This is a genomic window from Pelagibacterium lentulum, from assembly GCF_003992625.1.
GTDB lineage: Bacteria > Pseudomonadota > Alphaproteobacteria > Rhizobiales > Devosiaceae > Pelagibacterium > Pelagibacterium lentulum.
The window spans coordinates 49,096-72,500 of record NZ_RZMW01000030.1 but is presented as its reverse complement, the minus strand read 5'-3'; the positions used below and the strand labels follow the sequence as shown (position 1 = coordinate 72,500).

The window sequence follows — 23,405 nt, the reverse complement described above, 5'->3', positions numbered from 1 at the left end:
AAGCGTGACCCGTCTGTGGGCAACCATTGGCGGGTGGCACAAAAGAGGGGGTGGCGACTGTTTATTAAAAACACAGGGCTCTGCGAAGCCGTAAGGCGACGTATAGGGTCTGACGCCTGCCCGGTGCCGGAAGGTTAAAAGGAGAGGTGCAAGCCTTGAATTGAAGCCCCGGTAAACGGCGGCCGTAACTATAACGGTCCTAAGGTAGCGAAATTCCTTGTCGGGTAAGTTCCGACCTGCACGAATGGCGTAACGACTTCCCCACTGTCTCCAGCATCGACTCAGCGAAATTGAATTCCCCGTGAAGATGCGGGGTTCCTGCGGTCAGACGGAAAGACCCCGTGCACCTTTACTATAGCTTCACGCTGGCATTCGTGTCGGCATGTGCAGAATAGGTGGTAGGCTTTGAAGTGGGAACGCCAGTTCTCATGGAGCCGCAATGTGAGATACCACCCTTATCGTCATGGATGTCTAACCGCGGCATAACAGTGTCCGGGACAGCGTGTGGTGGGTAGTTTGACTGGGGCGGTCGCCTCCCAAAGAGTAACGGAGGCGCGCGATGGTGGGCTCAGAGCGGTCGGAAATCGCTCGTTGAGTGCAATGGCATAAGCCTGCCTGACTGCGAGAGTGACAACTCGAGCAGAGACGAAAGTCGGTCATAGTGATCCGGTGGTCCCGCGTGGAAGGGCCATCGCTCAACGGATAAAAGGTACGCCGGGGATAACAGGCTGATGATGCCCAAGAGTCCTTATCGACGGCATCGTTTGGCACCTCGATGTCGGCTCATCACATCCTGGGGCTGGAGCAGGTCCCAAGGGTATGGCTGTTCGCCATTTAAAGTGGTACGTGAGCTGGGTTTAGAACGTCGTGAGACAGTTCGGTCCCTATCTGCCGTGGGTGTTGGAATATTGAGAAGAGCTGTCCCTAGTACGAGAGGACCGGGATGGACGAACCTCTGGTGGACCTGTTGTGGCGCCAGCCGCATTGCAGGGTAGCTAAGTTCGGACGGGATAACCGCTGAAAGCATCTAAGCGGGAAGCCTCCTTCAAAACTAGTATTCCCTATCAGAGCCGTGGAAGACCACCACGTTGATAGGCTGGGTGTGGAAGTGCAGCAATGCATGAAGCTTACCAGTACTAATAGCTCGATCGGCTTGATCGTTCTCATTTACCTATATCCGTAAATCCAGAGGATTTACCCAGATCATATAAAAAGACCAGTATCACGAACCAATGTGTGTTTGTTCGACTTGGTGGCTATGGCGAAGCGCCCAGAACCCGATCCCATTCCGAACTCGACCGTTAAACGCTTCTGCGCCAATGGTACTGTGTCTTAAGGCACGGGAGAGTAGGTCGCCGCCAAGTCTAACAAACACACACCTTCTCAATACAAACACGCAACAAAAAAAGCCCCTCCGTAAAACGAGGGGCTTTTTGCGTTCAAAACCACGATGACCTCACCCGCTGCCGACATAACACAACAATCAAACAACCAAACCACTCAGGCAGAGCGCATCCCCAAAGAAACGGCCCTGGTCCAAATCGGTGTCTTTGCAGAGCAAGCGCACAACCCTCCGCAAACACCATCCAAAACAGGACAGAACAAAAAGAGGGAAAGGTGATTGCATCTGTCAGCTTAAATAATTATGACAGCTCTGATCATATTTTGATGGGCGAGGCCGTGATCGGGTATGGCAAGGGGAACGCATGTGAGGTCGACGCACGCCACGAACGCGATCACAACCCAGCACCGGCTGCGATCGCAGGCACTGGTCAGCGGCTACGGTGAGCAGCCCGTTCTCAGGGACGTCTCCATCGACATCGAAGATGGAAAGTTGACGATCCTGGTGGGCGCAAACGGTTCGGGCAAGTCGACATTGCTCAAAAACCTTGCGCGTATCCTGACGCCGGGTTCGGGCGTGGCTCTGCTCGATGGCAAGGACATTCACAAGACGCCAACCCGTGAGATAGCCCGCAAGCTCGGTTTGCTCCCTCAGGGACCAATCGCGCCCGAGGGGCTGACTGTGCGCGAATTGGTAGCTCAGGGCCGTTTTCCTCATCAGGGCCTCATGCGCCAATGGACACGCGAGGACGCCAAAGCGGTTGATAAGGCAATGTCACGGGCGCTGGTCACGGAATTTGCCGACCGCCCCGTGGATTCGCTGTCCGGCGGCCAGCGCCAACGCTGCTGGATCGCAATGGTTCTGGCGCAGGAAACAGATATTCTCCTGCTCGACGAGCCCACGACTTTCCTCGATCTCAAGGTACAGGTCGATCTGATGGAGTTGCTGGCCGAACTGGCGCATGAGGACGGGCGTACGCTGGTTGTCGTCCTGCACGAGTTAAGCCTTGCGGCGGCCTATGCCGATCATCTGGTGATGATGAAGGACGGCCGGATCGCCCATGCCGGGACGCCGGACGAGATTTTCACCGCACCGCATCTCAAGGAGGTCTTCGATCTCGATGCCCATATTATGCGGGATACAGAGAGCGGACAATTGCTCTGCGTGCCTTATGGTGCACAGCTATGGCGCAAACGGGCCACGCGCGCGGCATGAGTGTGGCCGCTCCAAGCGTTGAAGCCCGGTCCCAGGGTGTCTCGGTTGCAGGCATTCCGCTGCTTGCCACGCTGACCGTGCTTCTCTTTGCGCTGCACATTGCGGTCGGCGCAAAACCTCTGCCGCTCTCAACCGTCTGGGAGGCGATCACTGCGCGTGACCAGACGATCTTCGATCACATGATTATCTGGGATCTGCGTCTGCCGCGCGCCCTCATAGCGCTCACGGTGGGCGCCGCGCTTTCTGTTGCCGGTGCGCTCATGCAGGGCGTCACGCGCAATCCGCTTGCCGACCCCGGCATCCTGGGCTTGATGGCCGGTGCCTCTTTCGCCGTGGTCATCACGACATATCTGTTCGGGCCAAGCGCTTCCGGCTGGCTCCCTTGGATCGCCTCTGCCGGAGCGCTTGCGACTGCACTCGTCGTCTATGTCATCGCTCATATGGCGCCCGGTGGCGCCACCCCGTTGACATTGACGCTTTCGGGAGCTGCCATATCGGCCTTTCTGGCCGCCATCATCTCCATTGCTCATCTGCTAAGCGAAGACACATTCGATAATTTGCGTGTCTGGCTGACGGGCTCTCTGGCAGGACGTGATCTCGCTATGCTTCAGATCACCGGCCCATGGATTGCACTGGCACTCGGTGCCGGACTTATTCTCGCCCGGCAAGTTACCGCGCTCACCATGGGTGAGGATGTGGCAAAAGGCCTTGGTATCCGAACCGGGGCGCTCAAGATCCAACTCCTGCTCGTGGTCGTGGTGCTCACCGCCTGCGCCGTCGCGCTTGCCGGCCCCATGGGCTTTGTCGGCCTTGTCATTCCCCATGTGGCCCGGCTGTTTGTCGGTGCCGATTATCGCTGGATCGTGCCTTATGCCGCGCTGATCGGTGCCGCTTACCTGCTGGGCATCGATATTGTTGCCCGCATTGCAATTCCGCCGCGCGAAATCTCTACCGGCATCATTACCGCAATGATCGGCGCACCCTTTTTCATCCAACTTGTGAGGATGAGGGCGAAATGAGCGCGAGCGGATATGCAGGACCGCACGTTGTGCTGCGCTGGGCCAATGAGCGTGTTGCGCTGCGCCTGCCTGTGCGCGGCATCGCGGCAATTGTCGTCCTAAGCGTCCTGCTGTTCGGCGTCCTTGCCCTCAGCCTCACCATTGGCAGTTATGACATTGATGTTGCGACCCTGTGGGCGACCCTGACCGGCAACACGGTTTCTACCGCCATAGACAATGTCGTCTGGCAGTTCCGCTTCCCCCGCGCGCTGACAGCGGCGCTGGTCGGTGCCATGATGGCGCTCTCGGGTGGCGCCATGCAGAACGTCACGCGCAACGGGCTGGCAGATCCCTCGCTTATCGGCATCAGCCAGGGCGCTGCGCTGGCCGTTGTCGCGGCAATCATCGCCTTTCCCGGCATCGATTATTCACTGCGCCCCGTTATTGCCTTTGGCGGCGCGCTGATCGTGGCTGTTGGCGTGCAGATGTTGAGCCTCCAGCGTTCGGGCAACAACACGATCCGCTTTATTCTTATCGGTATCGGTGTTGCCGCTTTCATCTCCTCGATTACCTCTGCCCTCATGACCTATGGCGACATTCATCGCGCCATGTCGGCACTTTCCTGGCTTGCAGGCTCGATCAACGCTGCGACCTGGAACGATGTTAACGTGCTTTCGCTCTGGTTCATTGTCCTTTTCCCGCTGATCCTCGCGCTGAGCCGTACCATGTCGGTTCTGCGTATGGGGGAAGTCACCGCCGTGGCCCTTGGAGCGCCAGTAAGATTGGCGCGCTATGGTCTGATCTGCGTCGGTGTCGGATTTGCCGCCGCCGCGACCGCAATTGTCGGCCCTCTGGGCTTTATTGGGCTGATCGCCCCGCATATGGCCCGCCGTCTCGCCCGCAGTGGCATTGGCATACACACCGTTCTCACCGCACTCTCGGGGGCACTTCTGGTCTCAGTGGCCGATCTCGCAGGCCGCGCCGCATTTGCCCCGATCCAGCTCCCGGCAGGTCTCATCACCTCGATCATCGGTGTGCCGATTTTCCTCGTTCTGCTGCAACGATCGGCAGCCAAACAGCATCTTTAGAGAAGTTCCATGAAGTACCCTGTACCAGGTCTGTTCATCTCCGCTCTTTGCCTGTTCGCTTCCTTTGCGGCTCCGGCGGCCACCCAGCAGTTCCCGCTCACCATTGAGCACAAGTTCGGTACGACCATCATCGAGGCAAAGCCCAAGCGGGTAGCGACTGTCGACTATGCCGGGGCAGACGATTTGCTGGCCCTGGGTGTTCAGCCGGTTGTCTTCCGCTATTGGTACGGCGACTATCCACGCGCGCTCTGGCCCTGGGCTGGCGCCTTGCTTGAAGAGACACCGCCAATCCTGCGCGGAGACATCGATTTCGAGCAAGTCGCTGCCGTCGATCCGGATGTGATCATCGCGCTCTGGTCGGGCATTACCGAAGACGACTATCAAAAACTCAGCCTCATCGCGCCGGTCGTTGCCGTTCCCGAAGGGGAGGGAGACTTTAACTTGCCCTGGGACCGGCGCGCCCTGTTGACCGGCAGAGCGCTCGGGCTGGAGGAACCTGCCCGGCAACAGGTCGCCGCAATAAACGAGCGACTCGCCGATATTGCTGCAGGCCGCCCCGAGTGGACGGGAAAAACGGTGGCCATCGCCCATGCCTGGAGAAGCGCTGCGGAACCTGGCGCCTATACCTCCAATGACGTCAGGATGCAGATTCTCGAGCAGATGGGTTTTTTGACCGCGCCTGCCGTCGACGCGCTTATGACGAGCGGAGACGAATTTTCCGTTGCACTTTCGCCCGAAGATCTCTCGCCAATCGATGCCGACCTGCTGATCTGGTTGACGACGGGGCCTTGGGACAATGTCATCAACATGGCGGCCCATCCCTTCCTGGCTGCAACCCGTGAGGCTCGGGACGTCTATGTTGGCGCTGAAATCACCGGCGCCTTCAGTCATTCCTCGCTCCTGAGCCTGCCCTATGCCATCGACACGCTGGCGTCGATGATAGAGGTGGCATTGGATGGCGATCCGACAACCCATGCCGACGATCGTCCTGTCGAATTGGCGCGAGCCAGCGCGCAATGAGCAAGCACGTCTTTTGCCGCGACCTTTGTCTCGAACGGGGGGAGCCGCTCGAGGGAACGGGCGATGCACCGGCCCGCGTGCTGATGCTGGCATGGCCACGCGGGAAATGGCGTGTTCCCCGCTGGGAGTCGGCCGATATGAGCGAAGCACTCGCCAGCTGCGTTCGCAGCGCTGCACAAAAGGGAGTGCATGTCGCTCTCGTCGACCGCGTGGGCGAGAGTGACAGTCTCCCTCAACTCATGGCGCAACCTGAGGGCGTTTACGCGGATTTCGCGCGAGAATCCGAGTTGATCGGTGCCATCGATAACTATGTCGATGGCAAGGTGTTTGCGGGCGACCACGACCCGCGTACGGCAATTCTCGTCTGTACGGATTCGCGACGCGATGCGTGTTGCGCGCGCTATGGCTTTTCCACCTACAAGGCACTGAATGCGATAGCCGACCGGGCAAAATTCCATATCGTGCAGGCAACTCATCTCGGCGGTTGCCGTTTTGCCGCCTCGTTGGTCGTCATGCCCCAGCGCCAACGTTTTGGCCGCATGACGGCCGGGCAGGCTCCCGCGTTTCTCGAAGCGTTATCGCGCGGGGAAATATTTCTGCCCGCCTATAAGGGCAGCACCGATAAACCCGAGCCGATCCAGGTTGCAGAGCTCGCTGCGCTCAAATGGGCAGCCGACAACGGTGCTCCGGCATCGGGCGTTCAATTGACCCATGACCAATTGCCCGATGCTGCGCAGGACGGCGACGAGATCGTGCTTGCGGCCAGGCTGGATGCCAACCGGCTGCTGATCCGGCTTCGTGCAAGAGTTTTCCATATTCAGGGCAATTGCGAGGTGGTTGCCGAAGGCGGCGGCGGTCACGAAATACGATGGTGTCTCGACCAACTCACCGAAGCGCCCTGATGTTCGTCCGGCGGTCCTCACCTGCCTTACAAAACAATTCCATTGGAAAGGACCCTATCGATGAAATTCACAGCCATGCTGATTGCGGCAGGACTGGCTTTGGTCGCTCCTGCCGCCGCCCAGGAAACCCGTAGCTTTATTGACGATGCAGGTCGCGTTGTCGAGATTCCGGTCAATCCCGAACGGATCGTTGCCTTGCAGGATATTTTCTTCACCGTGCCCTTGATCGAACTGGGCATTCACCCCATCGGTAGCCATGGACGTGCCGGTGACGATGGCCAACCCTTTCTGCGGTCGTCCAAAATGCTGACGGGCGTCGATTTCGACAACACCGACATCGCATTTATGGGAACCGGCACCGAAATCGACCCGGAGACAGTTGCGGCGGTGCAACCCGATCTCATCATCCTGTCCACCAATCAGGACCCGCAGCTGTTCGCGGAAATCGCGCCGACGATATTGCTGGACTTCCGGCGCCTCGACAATTTCGAACTTTACGACCGTCTGGCAGAACTGACAGGAACGACCGCCAGTCTTGAACTGCTCAAGGTGCGTTATGGCGAACAGATTGCCCAACTGACCCGGCTCGGCGATCCGTCCGGCACCTCGATCAATGTGATTGCCGCCGTCAACGGGCAGGTGCGCTCGTATGCCCGCTTTGCGGCGCTCGGCAAGGTGTTGCACGATGCGGGGTTTGCCCAGCCTGATGCGGTGGCTGACGTCGAGTACGGGCAGTACAGTGAATTCAGCCCCGAAATGCTGCCCGAGATGGACGCGGATATAATCTTTGTAACCTATCGCGCCGAATTCGGGGAAACACCAGCCGATGCTTTTGCGCAACTTGAAGAGACCGTCCCCAATTTCTGCAACTTCCTTGTTGCATGCCAGCAAGGACGCATGATCGCAATTCCACGCGACGAGACTTTTGCGACCTCCTACGGCGCGCTCGGTACATTGGCTTATGCGGTGCTTGCCGCAAGCACGGCCGCCAACGCCATCAGCTACAGCACAAACTGATCCATTCGACACAGGTACGATAAACATGAACTTGCAATTCGCTCACCTCGTAAAAAGCATGGTTGTGCTTGTTGCCTTTGCAATTCCCGCCCAGGCACAGGAAACCCGCAACTTTGCCGACGATGCTGGTCGGACGGTCGATATTCCCACCGCACCGCAACGCATTGCTGCCCTGCACGATCTGTCGATCACCATCCCCCTGATCGAACTCGGCGTCTATCCCGTCGCCAGTCACGGCCGGACGACCAGTGAGGGCGTGGGGTTCATCCGCTCGTCCAAGGTTCTGACGGGGGTGGACTTCGACAATTCCGATATTGAGTTCGTCGGCAATCTTCCCATTGACCTTGAGGCGCTTGCGGCAACCGAACCGGATCTCATCATCACGACGCCGTGGCAAACAGCTCCGGTCGAGCAGCTTGAGTCCATCGCACCCACAATCGTTCTCGACGATTCCATCCGTGGGGACTTCGGCATGTATGAAACGCTCGCGGAGATTACCGGCACGCAAAGCACTCTGGCTATCCTTGCTGGCCGCTACGAAAGCCAGATCGAGCAAATCCGGCGCCTTATCGACACCGAAGCGATTTCGGTCAATGTGATCCAGGGCGTGAATGGCGAGGTGCTCTCCTGGCACACCTATGGCGGGCTTGGCATAGTGCTGCGCGATTCCGGCTTTACGTTTCCCGACAGGGTCAATGCCATTGCCCAGGGCGGTTTTGATCGCATGAGCGCTGAAGCCATGCCTGAGCTTGACGCCGATATCCTGTTTGTGACCTATCGCACCGACACGCTCGAAACCCCCGAAGATGCGATTGCGCATCTTGAAGCCGTCATGCCCAATTTCTGTGACTTCCTGCATGCCTGCCGGAACAACCAGATGATTGTCATGCCCCGCGAGGAAGCCTCGGCGACTTCATACTATGCGCTTGGTGTCATGGCCTATACAGTGCTCAGCCATATTAGCGGGCGCGACTTTGTTCCAATGCCGCGCTAAACCACTTGCCGGGCGGTATCCCCGTCCGGCTTTCCCATGCGTTGTTCCGTCGCTCCATGGCGAACCTGTTTCAATTCCGAGTAGCTTTCTATGCCAATGCTCAAGCGCTTTTTTTCCTATTATGCGCCATATAAGGGCCTGTTCGCGCTCGATTTCGGCTGCGCGGTTCTTGTCGGGCTGCTTGAGCTTGGCTTTCCCGTCGTCGTCCAGCTTTATATCGACCATCTTCTGCCGAGCCAGAACTGGCCCCTGATCCTTGGCGCAGCGGCGGTTTTGCTTGTGGTCTATGCCGCCAATACGGGCCTGCTCTCAATCGTCAACTACTGGGGACACGCGCTGGGCATCGCCATTGAAACCGACATGCGGCGGCAGGCCTTCGAGCATCTGCAAAAGCTTTCCTTCAGCTATTTCGACAACAAGAAGACAGGGCACATCATCACCCACGTCACCAAGGATCTCGAGGAAGTGGGCGAGATCGCCCATCACGGGCCGGAAGACGTGTTTATCGCCATTATGACCTTCATCGGCGCCTTCATCATCATGGCCCTGATGAATGCAAAGCTGGCGGCAATAACTCTGCTCGTCGTTCCTGCGGCAACGTTTGTCGTCTGGAAATACGGTGCGGCTATGACGCAGACATGGCGCGGCATCTATGCGCGTATCGGCGATTTCAATGCGAGGATCGAGGAAAGCGTGGGCGGCATCCGCACGGTGCGGGCCTTTGCCAATCACGAGCACGAGCATCGCCTTTTTGAAGGTGACAACAGCAATTATCGCAAAACCAAGCTGCAAGCCTACAAGGTCATGACCGCATCGATTGCCTTGTCTTACCTTGCCAAAAGCATGGTTCAGCTTCTCGTGATGCTGGCGGGGACCGCACTGGTGATCAATGGCGAGATGAGCTACGGCGCGTTCGTGGGCTTCCTGCTTCTGGTCACGGTACTGTTCCGGCCCATCGACAAGATCATCGGCGTGCTCGAGAGCTATCCAAAGGGCATTGCCGGGTTCAAGCGCTTCTGTTCGCTCATCGATACCGTTCCCGAAATCCGCGACCGGCCGAACGCAAAAAAGGTTGCCGATGTAAAGGGCGAGATCGAATTTCGTGCGGTCAGTTTCGGCTACGGTGCCAGTATCCCGATCCTTGAGGACATAAACGTCAAGGTCGAGCCGGGCGAAACTGTCGCGCTGGTTGGGCCTTCGGGTGCAGGTAAGACGACGATCTGTTCGCTGCTGCCGCGCTTTTACGATGTGAGTTCGGGTGCAATCCTGATCGACGGGACAGATATTCGCGACATCACCCAGAACAGCTTGCGGTCGCAAATCGGCATCGTGCAGCAGGACGTGTTCATTTTCGGCGGGTCGGTCCGGGACAACATCGCCTATGGCAGACTGAGCGCGAGCGATGAAGACATCATTGAGGCCTCCCGTCTTGCCCAACTCGATGAAGTCATCGCCAACTTGAGCGATGGGCTGGATACGATTGTCGGCGAGCGGGGCGTCAAGCTTTCAGGCGGGCAGAAGCAGCGCCTCGCCATCGCGCGTATTTTCCTTAAGAATCCGCCCATTCTGATTTTCGATGAAGCAACGTCGGCGCTCGATACCGAAACCGAACGCCAGATCCAGGCGTCTCTGGCAACGCTCTCGGAGGGCCGAACGACGCTCATCATCGCCCATCGCCTTGCAACCATACGCAATGCTGATCGCATCCTCGTGGTTGAACGTGGCCGCATCGTCGAACATGGCAGCCATCAGGGGCTTCTCGACAAAAACGGCGCTTATGCCCGTCTTCACCGCGCGCAGTTCGGAGATGTGGCTGCCGTCTAATATGGCTGCCAAGACAACCTAGTGAGAGCTGACAGCTAGCCCACCTGCCATGGCACCACGCCCGGTGCAAAACGGCGTCCGATCAGGTCGGCAACAAGCGCAAGCCCCAGACTGAAGGCGACGACCAAGGTTGCAAGGGCGGCGGCGGAGGGGGAGTTGCCTTCATATTGAAGGAAAAACACCATGACGCCGAGGGTTTCGGTGCCTGTGGACCACAAAAGTGCCGAAAGCGTCAGTTCGTTGATTGCGGTCATGAAAATCAGCAGGCCGCCGGCCAGAGCCGAAGGTAACGCCATGGGGAAAACAATGAAGGCGAGCCGCGACCAGGTTCTTGCGCCGACAACCCGTCCAGCTTCATCAAGGGCGGGATCGATAGAAGCGAGGCTGGCTCCGACCGGTCGCAGTGCCAGCAGTAAAAAGCGCGAGAGGTATGCGGCGAGCAGTATCGCGAATGTGCCGTAGATCGAAATGCCCAGAACAGGAATGGGCGGCAGGAATACAACGATCATGCCGAGGGCTACGACTGTGCCGGGGACCGCATAAGGCAGGTCGGCCAGTCCGTCGAGCAAGCGGGCGATCCGATTGCGGCGTATGCAGGCCATGTAAGCGATGGGAATCGAAAGCATGGCGCAGATCGATGCGGTCAAAAGGGCCAGAAGGAATGAGTTGGAAAAGGCCCGGCCGATGGCATCGTTTCGCAAGACATTGCTGAAGTTGGCAAATGAAGCAGTCTCAGGCGATAGACGTACCCCCAAAGCGGGCACAAGAGCGCTGGCGAGCAGGGCGAGCAGCGGCAAGACGGCAATGACAAGGGTGAAGAGCCAGAACGCTGACCCGGCTGCAAGGCGCCAGCGTCCGAGCGAAAACGGTTCGAGCCTGGAGCCAGTGCGATCGAGCGGTGCGCCTGCAAACCGGCTCGCATAGGTGCGAATGGCAAGCCCAATTGCAGCAAGGCCCACCAGCACCAGCGCAACCGCAGCGACCTGTCCCAGAACCGAGGGACCGAAACCGTTAAGCCGCTGGTAGATCAAGGTCGTAAGGACTGTCACGCGACCGGGGATGCCAAGAAGGGCAGGGACCCCGAAATTGCCGATGGCCGAAACGAATGCAAGAGCGGCGCCCGCGAGAATGGACGGATAGAGCGAGGGCAGAACGATCTTGAGGAGAATGCGCCTAGGCCGCGCGCCCACAATGCGCCCTGCTTCTGTCAGATCGCGCGGCACCGTGGCAATGCCAGCGGCAACCGAAAGCAGGACGAGAGGCGCGTGCTCGAGCCCCATGACCCAGATAATGCCGCCCATCGAGTAAAGCGGATTGGTGGTGCCGGGAGGAGGCGCAATCGCCAGGAGGTTGAGCAAGGGGCTAGACGGGCCGCTCAGTTCAATCCATGCCAGCGCAGAAATCTGCGGTGGGATCAACATGGGCATGAGCATGAGGAACATGAGCGGGGCACGTCCGGGAATGTCGGTCAGCCGCAAAACGAGTGCTGCAACAGTGCCGACGAAAACCGAGATCGCCGTCGCGCCGAGCGCGGTAATAATCGTATTGTTCAGGGCGCGCGAAAGCGCGCGATTTTCGAGGGCATCGAACAGCACGCCGAGTACCTGTCCTGCCTCGCCGGGGCGCAGTGCCTCGGTTAGCAGACGGCCAAGCGGCCAGACAACCAGTACACCGATATAGACAGCGAGTCCGGCAAGCAGGATATGCTCACCGGACACAAAGTTAGTCCGACGCCGGACTGGAACGCTGTCAGCCACCGAAGAGATCGGCAAAAGCCATCTTGTTGGCTTCGTCCTGTTCCAGCATGACAGCAGGATCTGCTTCAAGGATGGTCAGGTCGGAAACAGCAGGGTAGCCTGCCGGCGGCTCAACACCTGCAAAGATCGGGAAATAACCCTGCTCGACAGATTGTTGCTGAGCTGTTTGGGACAATTGCCAATCCACAAAGACCTTTGCAGCGTCTATATTGTTCGAGCGCGCAAGAATGGCGACAGGCTGGGTGATCGAGGTCACACCTTCCTCTGGAAAGACGAAGTCAACCGGCGAGCCATTGGCCTTTGCGTTGAGAGCCATGTATTCGATGATCACGCCGTAAGGTTTTTCCCCGCGCGCAACCGCTTCGATCACTGTTCCGTTGCCTTGACCGGCGATGGCGCCATTGTCGGCCAGGGTGTCATAATAGTCCCAGCCGAACTCGGGCTGCTGGACCATGGTGCCGAGGTGAATGACGGCAGCGCCAGAATAGAGCGGGCTCGGCATAATCAGACCCGAGGCAATTTCGGGATCGGTCAACTCAGCCCAGGAGGTTGGGGGCGTTTCAACCAGATCGGTATTGTAGATAATGCCGGTTGTTATCAGCTTGGTGCCGAAAAACGTCATATCCGGATCAACGACGCTGGCGGGCAGATTTTCGATCGGCGCATCTTCATAGACGTAAAGCTCGCCCATGTTCTTGACCTGGGTCATGGCCACGGAGTCGGCGATCAACAGAACGTCCGCCTGAGGCTGACCAGCGGCGATTTCCGCTTGCAGGCGGCTCATGACTTCGGTCGTGCCGGAACGGAATACCTCGACAGTGATTTCAGGATGATCGGCATTGAACGCCTCGATGACGGCAGTCATCTGGTCGGTCGGCTGGGAGGTGTAAACGGTTATGGTCGCCGCTTCCTGGGCGATTGCTGGGTAGGAGGCGGATGCAAGCAGCACGGCCGCAAGGCGCAAGGGGAGCTTGGTCATTTTAATTTCTTTCAAGATCTGTCGAAAACCAGCACGGCATCTAGCCGAGGCTCACGACGGCCATTTGAATTTTTGATTGCAACTTTGTGACATCCCCAAGGATCGGCCCCATCGCCGGAACAGGCAGGTATTCGGCCAGGCGCGGCAGTTCGTCGCTCGAGAGAAAGGCCGGCAATATCGCGTGAGGTTTTACGTGTTCGACAAGGGCAATGAGGTCGCGAAGGCGCGGGTGGACGTTCCAGCGCACAAATCTGGCGCGCCCGCAATCGACCAGCGTTCGGGCAGGGGTGCTACGCGCCAGATGTCCGGTAAAGACAATATTCCAGTCGTTGCGGCCGGCCCAGCGTTCGAGGAGCTGGCCAGCAAGGCCGTCATTGGCATTGGGCTTGGCCGCGATCATGATGCCATCGGGAGCCTCATAATGTTGCAGTTGCTCCACGCGGGCCATGAGGTTGGCAAGAGACCGCGCATCCTCGTCTGGCAAGCCCTCTGACGTTTCAAGGATCGCGCGCGCGACATCGAAATGGGCAGGGCACAAACCGACACGATGGCCCATGGCATCGAACACCAGAGCCATTTCAAGCCCTCGTCCGCCAGCCGGAACCGGAAAAAGCACTGGTCCCTTTTCGGCGACAACCGCCAACTCGTTTTCTGCGTCAGACAGGGGTGCATCGTAGGTGCCATAAGATGCATCGGCGATAACCAAGGCAGCCGGAGGCATGGGATCGGGCCTGAATAGCAGACCTTCGTTGCAGAAGTCGCCAGTATAAAGCACGCCATCTGCGCCGCCGATCCTCATCCAGATCCCGCCCGGTGCGTGGCCTGCGCGACCGGTCATGACTTCGACGCCCTCAATATCGGTGGTGCCACCAATGTCCAGTGGCAAGGCGGTGCCGAAACGGTCCGTTTGAGCGAAGTGATGCACCAATGCTGTCGCATAGACTGGCGGATGGCCAAGCTGAGCCAGAAGATCGAGCGCGCCGACGTGATCGGGATGCGCATGGCTGAGCAGAACCGCATCCACACGACCGACGTTCTCGAGGTTGGGCTTTAGGCCCAAGTCGGGTCCTGCGCCCAAGTCGAGAATGAAACGGCGGTCCTCAATCTCGATCAGGAAACAGGCCGGTCCCTTGACGCCGAAACCGGATAGAGCAGTGATGCGCATCAGTGCAGATCCGGGGCAGGTAAAACCCAGCCCTTCTTGAGCTTGATGCCAACCAGGCAATCGGGTGAAACCGGCTCATGCGCATGGGCTTCAAGCTTGACCTTCCGGTCCGCGCCCAGGGCCAGGCCAATTTCGTAAAGGCCGCCACGATAGGTGACATGCTCGACAATTGCAGGCAGTTGTTCTTCGTTTGCGGCGGTCTGGGTGATTTCTACATGTTCGGGGCGGACACTGAGCCATCCTCGGGCCGTGCCGTTGACGCCCGGCATTTCCAGCACACGTCCGCCAATATCGACCCGAAGACGACCGCTGTCAGCGTGACCGACGATATGCACCGGCAGAACCGCGCCGCGTCCAACAAATCCGGCGACCATGGAAGTCAGTGGTCGCTCGTAAAGTTCGCGCGGGGTTGCAATCTGCTCTATGCGTCCCTTGTCCATCACGGCGATCCGATCGGCCAGCGCCATGGCTTCAGCCTGATCGTGAGTCACGAAGACAAAAGTGGTGCCGGTTTTTTTGTGCACCCGCCGGAACTCTTCCTGCATGCTGGCGCGCAAGTTGGCGTCGAGGTTGGCGAGGGGTTCGTCGAGCAGTATCAAGCCTGGCTCGAGTGCAAGACAGCGCGCCAGCGCGACGCGTTGGCGTTGACCGCCGGACAATTCATGCGGGCGTCTATCTGCATGACCGGACAGTCCCACGATATCGAGGGCTGCCTGAATGCGGCGGGCGCGGTCGGGTCTGGATACTTTGCGCACGGACAGCCCGAAGCCCACATTGTCCTTGACGCTCATGTGCGGCCAGAGTGCATAGGCCTGAAACACCATGCCCAAATTGCGATCTTCGGGCTCGATGAACGTTCCCTGACCCGCCATGGCCTTTCCGCCGATAGCGATGATGCCGCCGCTGGGGCGTTCAAGGCCGGCGATAAGGCGCAGGAGCGTAGTCTTGCCGCAGCCGGACGGGCCCAACAGCGCAACGAACTCACCTTCACGGATGTCAAGCGAGACATCATCCAATACGGGGGCGCCACCAAAGTGCTTTGTGACGCCAGACAGGCTAACTGAAACCATTGTGGGATCCGAATATAATCGGCTTTGTCTATCCCATCAGCATAACGGAACGATGACGGTGACAACTCGCCGGATCGGCTCTGTCTTTCAAAGCCCGAAGCGGCGGTTGAGGAGAGTGGCGCGTCTTCCGCCGACAGTCTCAGCTGTCACGGAACTGTCATGCAATTGTTCAATTTAGGAACGGCATCCGATCGGACCGGGCCGGGGAGGAACTGCATGCTGGATCTAAATGACCTTCGCCTCTTTGTGCATATTGTCGAGCATCAGGGCACCTCAAGGCCCGCCTCATTATAAGGAGCAGCGAGGAGTTTCGTCGTTCTCCCGCCGGCGAGGAGGTTTACAGGCTTGCCCGAGCGGTGGTGGATGTAGCGCCTTAGCGATCGCTGACTTGATCGGTGAAAGCGGAAACCATTCAACCGGGAGAGTAAGCTCAGGCGCTGCTGCGAACGACCAGCTTTGCCGCCAGTCGCACCGACCTGAATGGTTGGGTGTCATCCGCAATTCTGCTCACAAGCAATTCGAGAGCGGCGTCGACGGTTTCCTGTACGGGGTTACGCGAGGTCGTCAGTAGATAAGGGTCCCAGGCGGCCGCCGGGATATCATCAAACCCAACAATCGAAAGCTGGTCCGGTACTGCAATTTTCAGGCGCCGGGCCGCATCCACGACCCCCATCGCCATTGCGTCGTTGCCGCAGACGATTGCATCGGGCAATTGTGGCGATGTCAGCAAAGCAAGCCCTTGCGCCAATCCGCTATCGAGCGAGTAGTCGCCCTGGCGTATGTCAAAGATCTCCAGACCCTGGGCCGCGAGACCAATCTTCAGGCCGGCAAAGCGTTCGAGATTGGAAAATGTATCCGCAGTACCGCCGATCCAGGCAATCTTGCGGCGACCGCGCGCGACAAGGAAATCAACTATTTCGGCCATGCCCTGCCGATTGTCGCAACAAACCGAATCCGCGCTTTCGTCGTTTAGAATCCGCCCAACAAGAACGACTGGCACTCCAACCGATTTGCATCTTTCAGCAAGTCTTTTGCTGACGGACCCTGCCGCAACGATTGCGCCATCGACCTGATAGGCCAGTGCATTCTCCAGTGCCGAATCCACCTCGTCGTCAGGGCCAACCTGGATCAGAAGCGGCCAGCTTCCAGTCTTGCGCACGGCCTGCCCCAGATGTTCGAGAAGCCAAGCCTCATAGGGGCGCGCAACGGCGCCGACGACAACAGCCACAAGTCCGGTGCGACTGCCCGTCAGTCCGCGCGCGATGAGATTGGGATGGTAACCCAGCTCTTCGGCTACCGCGCGAACATGGGTGCGCTTGGCAACAGAAATCGATGCGCCATCGGTAAATGCACGCGAAACCATGGCGCGTGACACGCCTGCGGCCCGTGCAACATCATCAGCAGTGACTCTCATGCTACCTTTATGCAAGCGCGTTCATTTCAGTTTGATGACATGGGTGTATTTTATCATCTTTTCCCTATGACATAAAAGTTTTATATGCATTTGCTACTTTGCACGCGCATTCAAATTAAACGATGGCGCCATGCAAAGCACGTCTCTTACTCTCGATAATGTCACAGTCCGGATGGGGCAGAATACCATCTTGGACAGCATTTCGCTTTCGGTGCCCCAGGGCAGCTTCACCTGCCTGCTTGGTCCATCGGGCTGTGGCAAGACGACGTTGCTGCGTGCGATTGCAGGCTTTGCGCCGCTTGAGTCCGGGGATATGGCCATTGATGCGGTCTCTATCGCGGCCTTGCCCCCTGAAAAGCGGCAAACCGCGATGGTTTTTCAATCCTATGCGCTGTGGCCGCATATGAGCGTCGCGGAAAATCTTGCCTATCCGCTCAAGCTGCGCGGCATCGACCGCGCTTCGCGCGCCCGGAAGGTTGCCCGCATTCTCGATTTGCTCGATCTCGCCGAATTTGGCGCTCGATCCGTCGCAAGCCTTTCGGGCGGGCAACGCCAAAGAATTGCTCTTGGCCGCGCCCTGGTTATCGATCCCCCGATCCTGCTGCTGGACGAACCTTTGTCCAACCTCGACGCAGCGATCCGGCGCAACCTTCGCAGTGAATTGCGTCAGCTCCAGAGGCAATTGGGCATTACGACGATCATGGTGACACACGATCAGGAGGAGGCCCTCTCGATGGCCGACACGATCGTGCTCATGCGGAGCGGCAAGATTGCCCAGGTTGCCGCTCCCGAAGCGCTTTATGCCGCTCCTGTCGACATCGATGCCGCGCGATTCATGGGCGTCGAAAATTTTATCACGACCGATAGTGGCGAAATGGGCGTCGCAAGTGACGCTGCCTGTTTCGGCTTCCGAAGCATGTCGGCATCGATTTGTCTGCATCCGCTGGCCGGCCATCTGAACCGCAAAGCGGTCGTGATCGACAGCGCTTATGCCGGCGACAGCTATCAGGTGCTCGTCAAATCCGACGGCGAACTGTTCTCGGCCAGATCCTCGACTCCACAGCTTGCAGGCGCGCAAGTGATCCTGTGTGTGCCTGCGGACGCCCTGATCCCATTCGGGGCAGATAAAAACTGCTTGATTCCAACAGACTATCGAACTCCTGGAAGGACTTTGTCATGACTCTCAAATTAATCAGTGTAAGCCTGCTTGCGGCTGCCGCGTTCACTTCGATTGCCCACGCCCAGACCCTCAATGTCGTTACTGCTGGCGACACAAACATGGTCGACTACATCAACGATTTTCTCGCGCCGCGTTTTGAAGAACTGCATCCGGGCGTTTCGGTGCGGGCACTGGGAACCGGTCCGGGCGATGCCGGCAGTCAGGCCATTTACGAAAAGATTGTCGCGCAGGCGGACGCTGACACGTGGGACGTCGATGTTGCCGTGATTCACCAGCGCATGGCCGGCCAGATGACCGAGCAGGGCATGCTTGCCAATTATCGCGATGACATTGAAACAGGCCATCTTGTAACCCGGTCCACGGCAGAAAACGCTTTGGGCGTAAATGTGTCGGGTTATGTGATGCCAATGTTCCACAGCCAGATTGCGATTGCCTATAATCCGGACCTGATTTCCGAGCCCCCGCAAAGCTACGAAGACCTCGTGCAGTGGGCAGCCGAGAATCCTGGCCAATTCGGCTATAATGGCATCACCGGCGGCATGGCCGGGGTTGGCTTCGTCTTTGGCTGGCTTTCCGCCTTTTCGGGGATGGCCGATCAGATCGCCAATGGCCCCTGGGACGATGGCGCCGTGGAAGAATGGGCGCCCGCCCTTGAGGCCCTGCGCGCCTTCAACCAGAATGTTACCATCACGCCGGGCAATGCTGGAACGCTCGATGCGATGAACCGCGGCGAGATTGCCATGGGCCCGGTCTGGATGGACATGTTCTACACATGGGTCGCCGATGGCCGCCTCAATCCCAACCTGCAGTTGTTGATCCTTGAGCCGGGAATGCCGGGACAACCCATGTACTATACGGTTGCAGAGCGTGCCGCAGAGCCCGAGCTTGCGCGCGAGTTCATCGCATTTGCGACCAGCCCGGAAATCCAGGCGGAAGGCATTGTCGGCCAGTTCAACTGGTTCCCTGGAATCGATGCCGAACATGTGCGAGATCAGATGGATCAGGACGCGTGGGACCGTCTCTATGCGGATGTTTCACCGGAGATCATGGCGGAGCGCGGCATATCCATGCCCCAGGCGGACTATTTTCAGGCCATTCTCGAAGCCTATGAGCGCTCTGTGAGCAACTAACGATCCTTCCGATGCAAACTCAGGCCCGTTGCCATACGCCATCAGGCTGGCAGCGGGTCGATTATTTGGCCGATCACCATGTCCCTATCCAATGCCTCGCGCGTTTCCCGATCGCCGCTGCAAAACGCAAGCCATACCAAATGGTATTCTGTTGCCCTTGTTGCACCTGCGCTGGCGGCAATCGTTTTTCTTTTCGCGGTGCCGCTGATACGCTCGGTGGTGACGGCCTTTATCGATGCCGATGGCGGATGGACGCTTGAGAACATATCCCGTGCCGTTGAATTTTATGGTCGCGATGTCGTATTCACTATAGTAATCGCGGTCCTCTCGCTGGCTGTTATCGCTGCAATATCGATTGCGATTGCCGGTTATTTGACGCTCGGTTCTACCCCATGGGCGGTTGCCGCGTTGCGCTGGCTTTACCGCTGGCCCTTGTTCATTCCATTTATCGTTGCAGGGCAGACGGCCAGATCCTTTCTCGCGCGCAACGGGTTGATGAACTCCATGCTGATGGAAGCGGGGCTGCTTGAACCTGTGGCGGCACAAAGCTTTCTCGACTGGCGGGGGCTGGTCATGACCTTTGCATGGAAGCAGGTGCCCTTTGTGACCTTGCTGCTTGCGGGCGCGATGGCCTCGCTCGACCGGGCAACCATCGAGTCCGCACGCAATCTGGGCGCGAACCGGCTGCGCTGCCTGTTTGAGATCGTTCTTCCGCAGGTGCGGCCGACCCTTTTTGTGGGGCTGATCCTCTCGCTTGTCACAATCATGTCCGTGCTTTCGGTTCCCATGATGATCATTGCGGGCACGCCAAACATGATGACGACGATGATGGCGCATCGTGTGACTTATTACGGAGATTACGCCGTTGCCAACGCCCTGGGGCTGTTTTCCTATCTGTTGACGGCGCTTGTCGCGTGGTTCTATCTGCGCTCCACTCTTGAGAAGGAGGCGGGGAAATGAGGGCGCTTTTCCCCCGGTTGGGCGTAGCCGTTCTCATCGGGCTTGTTGCCTTTGCGGTTTTCGGCCCCCTGATCAACCTCGTCATATGGGCGTTCGCCGAGCAGTGGTTCTTTCCCAACCGCTTGCCCTCGCAATGGGGCTTCATGTTCTGGGAACGCGTGTTCAGGCCGCGGGCAGGCGCTTGGGAAGCGCTAGGCAATTCAGTTGGGATCGCGCTTGCGACGGTGGTCTTTTCGATGGCCCTTGCCATTCCGGCTGGTTATGCCTTGGCAAGGCTGGTACTGCCATTCCGGCATCTGATCATGCTGGTGTTTCTCTTGCCGCAGGCCTTTCCCAGCCTGCCCATTTTCGTCAATATCGCTGCGATGTTCTACGGGCTGGGTCTAAATGGCACTTATTTCGGCGTGATACTGGTCCATAGCCTGCCCGGTCTGGTCTATGCGGTCTGGATCGCAACCGCTGCATTTGCGGCGACAGATATCGCCATGGAGGAGGCGGCCCGCAATCTGGGAGCATCACCTTTGCGCACCTTCCGGGACATCACGCTGCCGCAGGCGGCGCCCGGTTTGATGGCGGCCTCCATATTCGTTTTTCTCGACAGCATCGATGAATTTACCGGCACATTCTTTGTTGGGACACCCGATATCACCACTCTGCCCATCCTCATGTTCAATGCGGCGATGGGTGGCAATTACCAGATCGCGGCCATAACCGCGCTGATCCTGCTCATTCCTTCGGTCGGCTTCATGCTGATCATCGAACGCTTTTTGAAGTCCGATGTACTTGCACGGATCGGACGATGAACCCCGGAACATCTATGCTTATTGCCCATCTTTCCGATCTGCACCTGTTTGCCCATCGTCCCGAGACCGCGCATACGCGTCCCGATATCGCCTTGCGGGTCTGCCAGATTGTCGCCGATCTGACGGAACTGCGCCCTTTGCCCGATCTGGTGCTGATAAGCGGTGATGTGACTGACGGTGGAAGTGAGGACGATTACGCCCTGGCACGCTCCATCCTCGAAAAGCTGCCCATGCCTTTTCTTCTGGTGCCGGGCAATCACGATCGTCGGGATACGATGCGGGCTGCATTTTCCGATCGTTTAGACTTCGCGCCGGGTGAGCATCTGAATTTCCGGGTCTCGGCGGCAGGGGGGATTATCATCGGACTGGATACAACAATACCGGGCAAGGTGGAGGGCGCGCTTTGTCAAGCGCGGCTCGAATGGCTGGCAAAGGCCTTGACGGGCGTGGATAGTCCAACATTCGTCATGATGCACCATCCGCCGTTTTCCACCGGCCACAAACAATGGGACCGCACAAACCTGACCGCAGGGGGGGCGGAACTTGCAGCGTTAATTGAACAAGCACCTGGACAGGTTCGGCTACTGTGCGGCCATGTTCACCAACCCATACATACGATTTGGCACGGCGCTTATGCTGCAATTGCCGGCAGTCCGGCATTTGAATATGCGCTCGACATTGGCGGGAGCGCCGAACCTCACCTCGTAGCCTCGACCTACACCTACTGGCTTCATCACCTGAGGCCAGACACAACATTCAGTGTGCATCCGCGACAGGTGAACTTGGAGCGCCCCGGATAACTTCATCAAGCACTTTGCGCCTAACAGCGGTGCGCAAAATTCAACATATTCAAGTTCTTGTCGACACCAGTCTTGTTGTCGAGTTCCATTTTACGCACCGGCTCGCTCTTGTCGGCCATCAATCTTTTTTCTTCATTTGTCGGGCTCTCGAAGGTTTTCTGTATAAAAGACGGCGCCGTCGGGGTCGGACAGCGACATCTCATCGGCACATTGAGGCATGCTGAGGGTTCGCGCCAGAAGCCGCGCATCCCGAATTGCAATCGTCCGGCTCTCCGCTTCGATAACTTCGCTACCAACCACGGCGTGAGCGTCATCACGATCCCTGACGCGATAGAATAGAACGGTGACCCTCATCGCGAGACCTCTCTTGCACCGCGAACGCGGTCGTATGCGACACCAAAGCCGCTTATCCGCAAATGTCGCGAAGGCAAGATGCGTTCATTCGGGATGAATTGTATTCCACACAGTGGCATCCGTGGTTTCGCGTTCAATCGGAACCATCTGATGCGTAGAGGCCCTTACACCTATGGCAGGAAGATGAACATATGTGGCCGTCCGCACCCAGCCAACCTGAACATTGCCGCCAATCATGACTTCATCATGATCAACCCGATAATCACCGGCAGGCAGGGGGGAGGAAAAACCGGGTAAAGCGAAGGGTATCGAGAAACTGACGATGGTCTGCGTCGTACGGGTGGTCATGTGATCACTTCCGGCAAGGGTGCTGTGAAGATGCTATGCGCCCAACCGCGCGAACGGACAACGTTTGAGACATTAGCGACCGACGCTCAAGAGGCCGGATGACCGTTTCGAACCGAAAGAATCCGGCTTCAGTGCTATTCGCCGTCTCCCAGTTCGCTGAATTGCATTCCCGAAACGGTCCTAGAAGCGATCCCAAGGGCCTTCCAGCAAAATGCACTCGCAACGATGACCTTCTGGTTGCCCGACAAGAGAGGCCGCTTCGAAATGCTCGTCTGGAGCGCCTTGCATGGCTGGGCTCTCAAGGCGCGGAGACTTTCCGTGCGAGTCTTAAGCCCGGCAACCAAGTAAAACGGCGGCGGCAGTTTGCCTTGGGAGTAATTATCGTATCACATTGGCGCGCCCATGCATAATATCGATTTTTAGGTTACCAGGCGAAGACCTGCCAAGTCTGGCGCCCGCCTCTAACGGTTGTTGAGATCAGAACCAAGGACATTGGAACTCGCTTGTCCGCGCCGCTCTTTATTGAGCCAGTACGATAGCGCGTTCCGAATGCGCTATGAACAGCGCTGATTATCCTGTATAATAATTCGGAACTGAGGAACCAGCGAAAGGATCCTCGACATGTTCTTTCAGCTTCAAATTGGTATCGTTGCCGGTTTTTTGGGCGGCATCGCCGTTGGCGTCAGTTTTGGCGTCGACATGTTTGTCAGTATTGCCATAGGCATGGCTGCTGGGGCGCTGGCCGCCGGCGTATTTTGGTTCGCCCAGCACAAGCTCTACAAGCCCTGACTTGTCCAAACAGCATCGATTTCTTTGGGTTGCCGGCCCGGTCTAGGTTGCGCATCTCCAAAGGCAGCATTCGCGGCCCGGCCCGCGCGTCACGAGCCGTCTGCTCAGAATGAATGCTGCTCCTGATCGTGGTGCTTGCGCTCTCCGGCACAGGCGTGGCTAACAATTTTGGCTGGTTTCCAACTTCGACCGCGGCGGATGCCCAATAGGCAGGTTCTCCGGTCTGGCTTTTTGATGCGCCTTGTTTAGGGCAGTG

Annotated in this window: 21 protein-coding genes and 2 rRNA genes (1 of these 23 running past the window's edge); 16 read left to right on the top strand and 7 right to left on the bottom strand. The window is 58.1% G+C overall.

Going from position 1 to position 23,405, the window contains the following annotated elements; all coding sequences use genetic code 11:
- From EO133_RS08720 to EO133_RS08675, 10 genes are all read left to right on the top strand, one after another.
- Positions 1–1,161 (top strand): 23S ribosomal RNA (locus tag EO133_RS08720) (it extends 1,573 nt beyond the left edge of the window).
- Between the two features lie 87 nt (positions 1,162–1,248).
- Positions 1,249–1,364: ribosomal RNA gene (gene rrf / locus EO133_RS08715) — 5S ribosomal RNA — on the top strand.
- 344 nt (positions 1,365–1,708) lie between these two features.
- Complete coding sequence (locus EO133_RS08710) at positions 1,709–2,557, top strand: ABC transporter ATP-binding protein (RefSeq protein WP_244640891.1); 849 nt, start codon at positions 1,709–1,711, stop codon at positions 2,555–2,557.
- Positions 2,527–3,576, top strand: a complete 1,050-nt coding sequence (locus tag EO133_RS08705) for a FecCD family ABC transporter permease (RefSeq protein WP_244640890.1) — start codon at positions 2,527–2,529, stop codon at positions 3,574–3,576. The genes EO133_RS08710 and EO133_RS08705 overlap by 31 nt, the downstream gene beginning before the upstream one ends.
- Complete coding sequence (locus EO133_RS08700; RefSeq protein ID WP_127072260.1) at positions 3,573–4,643, top strand: FecCD family ABC transporter permease; 1,071 nt, start codon at positions 3,573–3,575, stop codon at positions 4,641–4,643. The genes EO133_RS08705 and EO133_RS08700 overlap by 4 nt, the downstream gene beginning before the upstream one ends.
- 9 nt (positions 4,644–4,652) lie before the next feature.
- Complete coding sequence (locus tag EO133_RS08695) at positions 4,653–5,663, top strand: ABC transporter substrate-binding protein (RefSeq protein WP_127072259.1); 1,011 nt, start codon at positions 4,653–4,655, stop codon at positions 5,661–5,663.
- Positions 5,660–6,565, top strand: coding sequence for a sucrase ferredoxin (locus EO133_RS08690; protein ID WP_127072258.1), 906 nt, complete (start codon positions 5,660–5,662; stop codon positions 6,563–6,565). Before EO133_RS08695 ends, EO133_RS08690 begins: the two co-directional genes overlap by 4 nt.
- Before the next feature lie 60 nt (positions 6,566–6,625).
- Positions 6,626–7,582 (top strand): ABC transporter substrate-binding protein, encoded by a 957-nt coding sequence (locus tag EO133_RS08685; protein WP_127072257.1) that lies wholly within the window; start codon positions 6,626–6,628, stop codon positions 7,580–7,582.
- 25 nt (positions 7,583–7,607) lie between these two features.
- Positions 7,608–8,576: an ABC transporter substrate-binding protein gene (locus EO133_RS08680; protein ID WP_127072256.1), complete on the top strand. Its 969-nt coding sequence runs from the start codon at positions 7,608–7,610 to the stop codon at positions 8,574–8,576.
- A gap of 96 nt (positions 8,577–8,672) precedes the next feature.
- Positions 8,673–10,400, top strand: coding sequence for an ABC transporter ATP-binding protein (locus EO133_RS08675; RefSeq protein WP_127072267.1), 1,728 nt, complete (start codon positions 8,673–8,675; stop codon positions 10,398–10,400).
- A 35-nt stretch (positions 10,401–10,435) separates the two neighbouring features.
- Here EO133_RS08675 and EO133_RS08670 read toward each other — a convergent pair whose 3' ends face one another.
- The 5 genes from EO133_RS08670 to EO133_RS08650 all read right to left on the bottom strand — a co-directional run bounded on the left by EO133_RS08670 (position 10,436) and on the right by EO133_RS08650 (position 16,785).
- Positions 10,436–12,118 (bottom strand): ABC transporter permease, encoded by a 1,683-nt coding sequence (locus EO133_RS08670; RefSeq protein ID WP_164734941.1) that lies wholly within the window; start codon positions 12,116–12,118, stop codon positions 10,436–10,438.
- 31 nt (positions 12,119–12,149) lie between these two features.
- Entirely contained in the window at positions 12,150–13,136 is a 987-nt protein-coding gene (locus EO133_RS08665) for an ABC transporter substrate-binding protein (protein ID WP_127072254.1), read from the bottom strand.
- A 40-nt stretch (positions 13,137–13,176) separates the two neighbouring features.
- Complete coding sequence (locus tag EO133_RS08660) at positions 13,177–14,301, bottom strand: MBL fold metallo-hydrolase (protein WP_127072253.1); 1,125 nt, start codon at positions 14,299–14,301, stop codon at positions 13,177–13,179.
- Entirely contained in the window at positions 14,301–15,371 is a 1,071-nt protein-coding gene (locus tag EO133_RS08655; protein ID WP_127072252.1) for an ABC transporter ATP-binding protein, read from the bottom strand. The genes EO133_RS08660 and EO133_RS08655 overlap by 1 nt, the downstream gene beginning before the upstream one ends.
- 430 nt (positions 15,372–15,801) lie before the next feature.
- Positions 15,802–16,785, bottom strand: coding sequence for a LacI family DNA-binding transcriptional regulator (locus EO133_RS08650; RefSeq protein WP_127072251.1), 984 nt, complete (start codon positions 16,783–16,785; stop codon positions 15,802–15,804).
- A gap of 130 nt (positions 16,786–16,915) precedes the next feature.
- Between EO133_RS08650 and EO133_RS08645 the strand changes: the two genes are divergently transcribed.
- The 5 genes from EO133_RS08645 (at position 16,916) to EO133_RS08625 (ending at position 21,658) form a co-directional block, all read left to right on the top strand.
- A complete protein-coding gene (locus tag EO133_RS08645; protein WP_127072250.1) occupies positions 16,916–17,965 on the top strand; it encodes an ABC transporter ATP-binding protein in 1,050 nt (349 codons plus the stop codon).
- Complete coding sequence (locus EO133_RS08640; RefSeq protein WP_127072249.1) at positions 17,962–19,095, top strand: extracellular solute-binding protein; 1,134 nt, start codon at positions 17,962–17,964, stop codon at positions 19,093–19,095. Before EO133_RS08645 ends, EO133_RS08640 begins: the two co-directional genes overlap by 4 nt.
- 78 nt (positions 19,096–19,173) lie before the next feature.
- Complete coding sequence (locus EO133_RS08635) at positions 19,174–20,055, top strand: ABC transporter permease (RefSeq protein WP_127072248.1); 882 nt, start codon at positions 19,174–19,176, stop codon at positions 20,053–20,055.
- Positions 20,052–20,858 carry an ABC transporter permease gene (locus EO133_RS08630; RefSeq protein WP_127072247.1) on the top strand — a complete coding sequence of 269 codons (807 nt, stop codon included), beginning with the start codon at positions 20,052–20,054 and terminating at the stop codon, positions 20,856–20,858. The genes EO133_RS08635 and EO133_RS08630 overlap by 4 nt, the downstream gene beginning before the upstream one ends.
- A 14-nt stretch (positions 20,859–20,872) precedes the next feature.
- Positions 20,873–21,658 carry a metallophosphoesterase gene (locus tag EO133_RS08625; RefSeq protein ID WP_164734940.1) on the top strand — a complete coding sequence of 262 codons (786 nt, stop codon included), beginning with the start codon at positions 20,873–20,875 and terminating at the stop codon, positions 21,656–21,658.
- Positions 21,659–21,790: 132 nt separating this feature from the next.
- Here the strand turns inward: EO133_RS08625 and EO133_RS08620 are convergent, their stop codons facing one another.
- Together EO133_RS08620 and EO133_RS08615 are read right to left on the bottom strand one after the other, a co-directional pair.
- Positions 21,791–22,012: a hypothetical protein gene (locus EO133_RS08620; protein ID WP_127072245.1), complete on the bottom strand. Its 222-nt coding sequence runs from the start codon at positions 22,010–22,012 to the stop codon at positions 21,791–21,793.
- A gap of 84 nt (positions 22,013–22,096) precedes the next feature.
- Positions 22,097–22,360, bottom strand: a complete 264-nt coding sequence (locus tag EO133_RS08615) for a hypothetical protein (RefSeq protein ID WP_127072244.1) — start codon at positions 22,358–22,360, stop codon at positions 22,097–22,099.
- A 621-nt stretch (positions 22,361–22,981) separates the two neighbouring features.
- On the opposite strand from EO133_RS08615, the gene EO133_RS20230 reads away from it, so the two are divergent.
- Complete coding sequence (locus EO133_RS20230; RefSeq protein ID WP_164734939.1) at positions 22,982–23,149, top strand: hypothetical protein; 168 nt, start codon at positions 22,982–22,984, stop codon at positions 23,147–23,149.
- The last annotated feature ends 256 nt before the right edge of the window (positions 23,150–23,405 follow it).

Coding starts and splice junctions, on each gene's coding strand:
- EO133_RS08705 (WP_244640890.1), top strand. CDS start 2,527: ATGGCGCAAACGGGCCACGCGCGCGGCATGAGTGTGGCCGCTCCAAGC.
- EO133_RS08700 (WP_127072260.1), top strand. CDS start 3,573: ATGAGCGCGAGCGGATATGCAGGACCGCACGTTGTGCTGCGCTGGGCC.
- EO133_RS08695 (WP_127072259.1), top strand. CDS start 4,653: ATGAAGTACCCTGTACCAGGTCTGTTCATCTCCGCTCTTTGCCTGTTC.
- EO133_RS08690 (WP_127072258.1), top strand. CDS start 5,660: ATGAGCAAGCACGTCTTTTGCCGCGACCTTTGTCTCGAACGGGGGGAG.
- EO133_RS08685 (WP_127072257.1), top strand. CDS start 6,626: ATGAAATTCACAGCCATGCTGATTGCGGCAGGACTGGCTTTGGTCGCT.
- EO133_RS08680 (WP_127072256.1), top strand. CDS start 7,608: ATGAACTTGCAATTCGCTCACCTCGTAAAAAGCATGGTTGTGCTTGTT.
- EO133_RS08675 (WP_127072267.1), top strand. CDS start 8,673: ATGCTCAAGCGCTTTTTTTCCTATTATGCGCCATATAAGGGCCTGTTC.
- EO133_RS08665 (WP_127072254.1), bottom strand. CDS start 13,136: ATGACCAAGCTCCCCTTGCGCCTTGCGGCCGTGCTGCTTGCATCCGCC.
- EO133_RS08660 (WP_127072253.1), bottom strand. CDS start 14,301: ATGCGCATCACTGCTCTATCCGGTTTCGGCGTCAAGGGACCGGCCTGT.
- EO133_RS08655 (WP_127072252.1), bottom strand. CDS start 15,371: ATGGTTTCAGTTAGCCTGTCTGGCGTCACAAAGCACTTTGGTGGCGCC.
- EO133_RS08650 (WP_127072251.1), bottom strand. CDS start 16,785: ATGAGAGTCACTGCTGATGATGTTGCACGGGCCGCAGGCGTGTCACGC.
- EO133_RS08645 (WP_127072250.1), top strand. CDS start 16,916: ATGCAAAGCACGTCTCTTACTCTCGATAATGTCACAGTCCGGATGGGG.
- EO133_RS08640 (WP_127072249.1), top strand. CDS start 17,962: ATGACTCTCAAATTAATCAGTGTAAGCCTGCTTGCGGCTGCCGCGTTC.
- EO133_RS08635 (WP_127072248.1), top strand. CDS start 19,174: ATGTCCCTATCCAATGCCTCGCGCGTTTCCCGATCGCCGCTGCAAAAC.
- EO133_RS08630 (WP_127072247.1), top strand. CDS start 20,052: ATGAGGGCGCTTTTCCCCCGGTTGGGCGTAGCCGTTCTCATCGGGCTT.
- EO133_RS08625 (WP_164734940.1), top strand. CDS start 20,873: ATGCTTATTGCCCATCTTTCCGATCTGCACCTGTTTGCCCATCGTCCC.
- EO133_RS08620 (WP_127072245.1), bottom strand. CDS start 22,012: ATGAGGGTCACCGTTCTATTCTATCGCGTCAGGGATCGTGATGACGCT.
- EO133_RS08615 (WP_127072244.1), bottom strand. CDS start 22,360: ATGACCACCCGTACGACGCAGACCATCGTCAGTTTCTCGATACCCTTC.
- EO133_RS20230 (WP_164734939.1), top strand. CDS start 22,982: ATGTTCTTTCAGCTTCAAATTGGTATCGTTGCCGGTTTTTTGGGCGGC.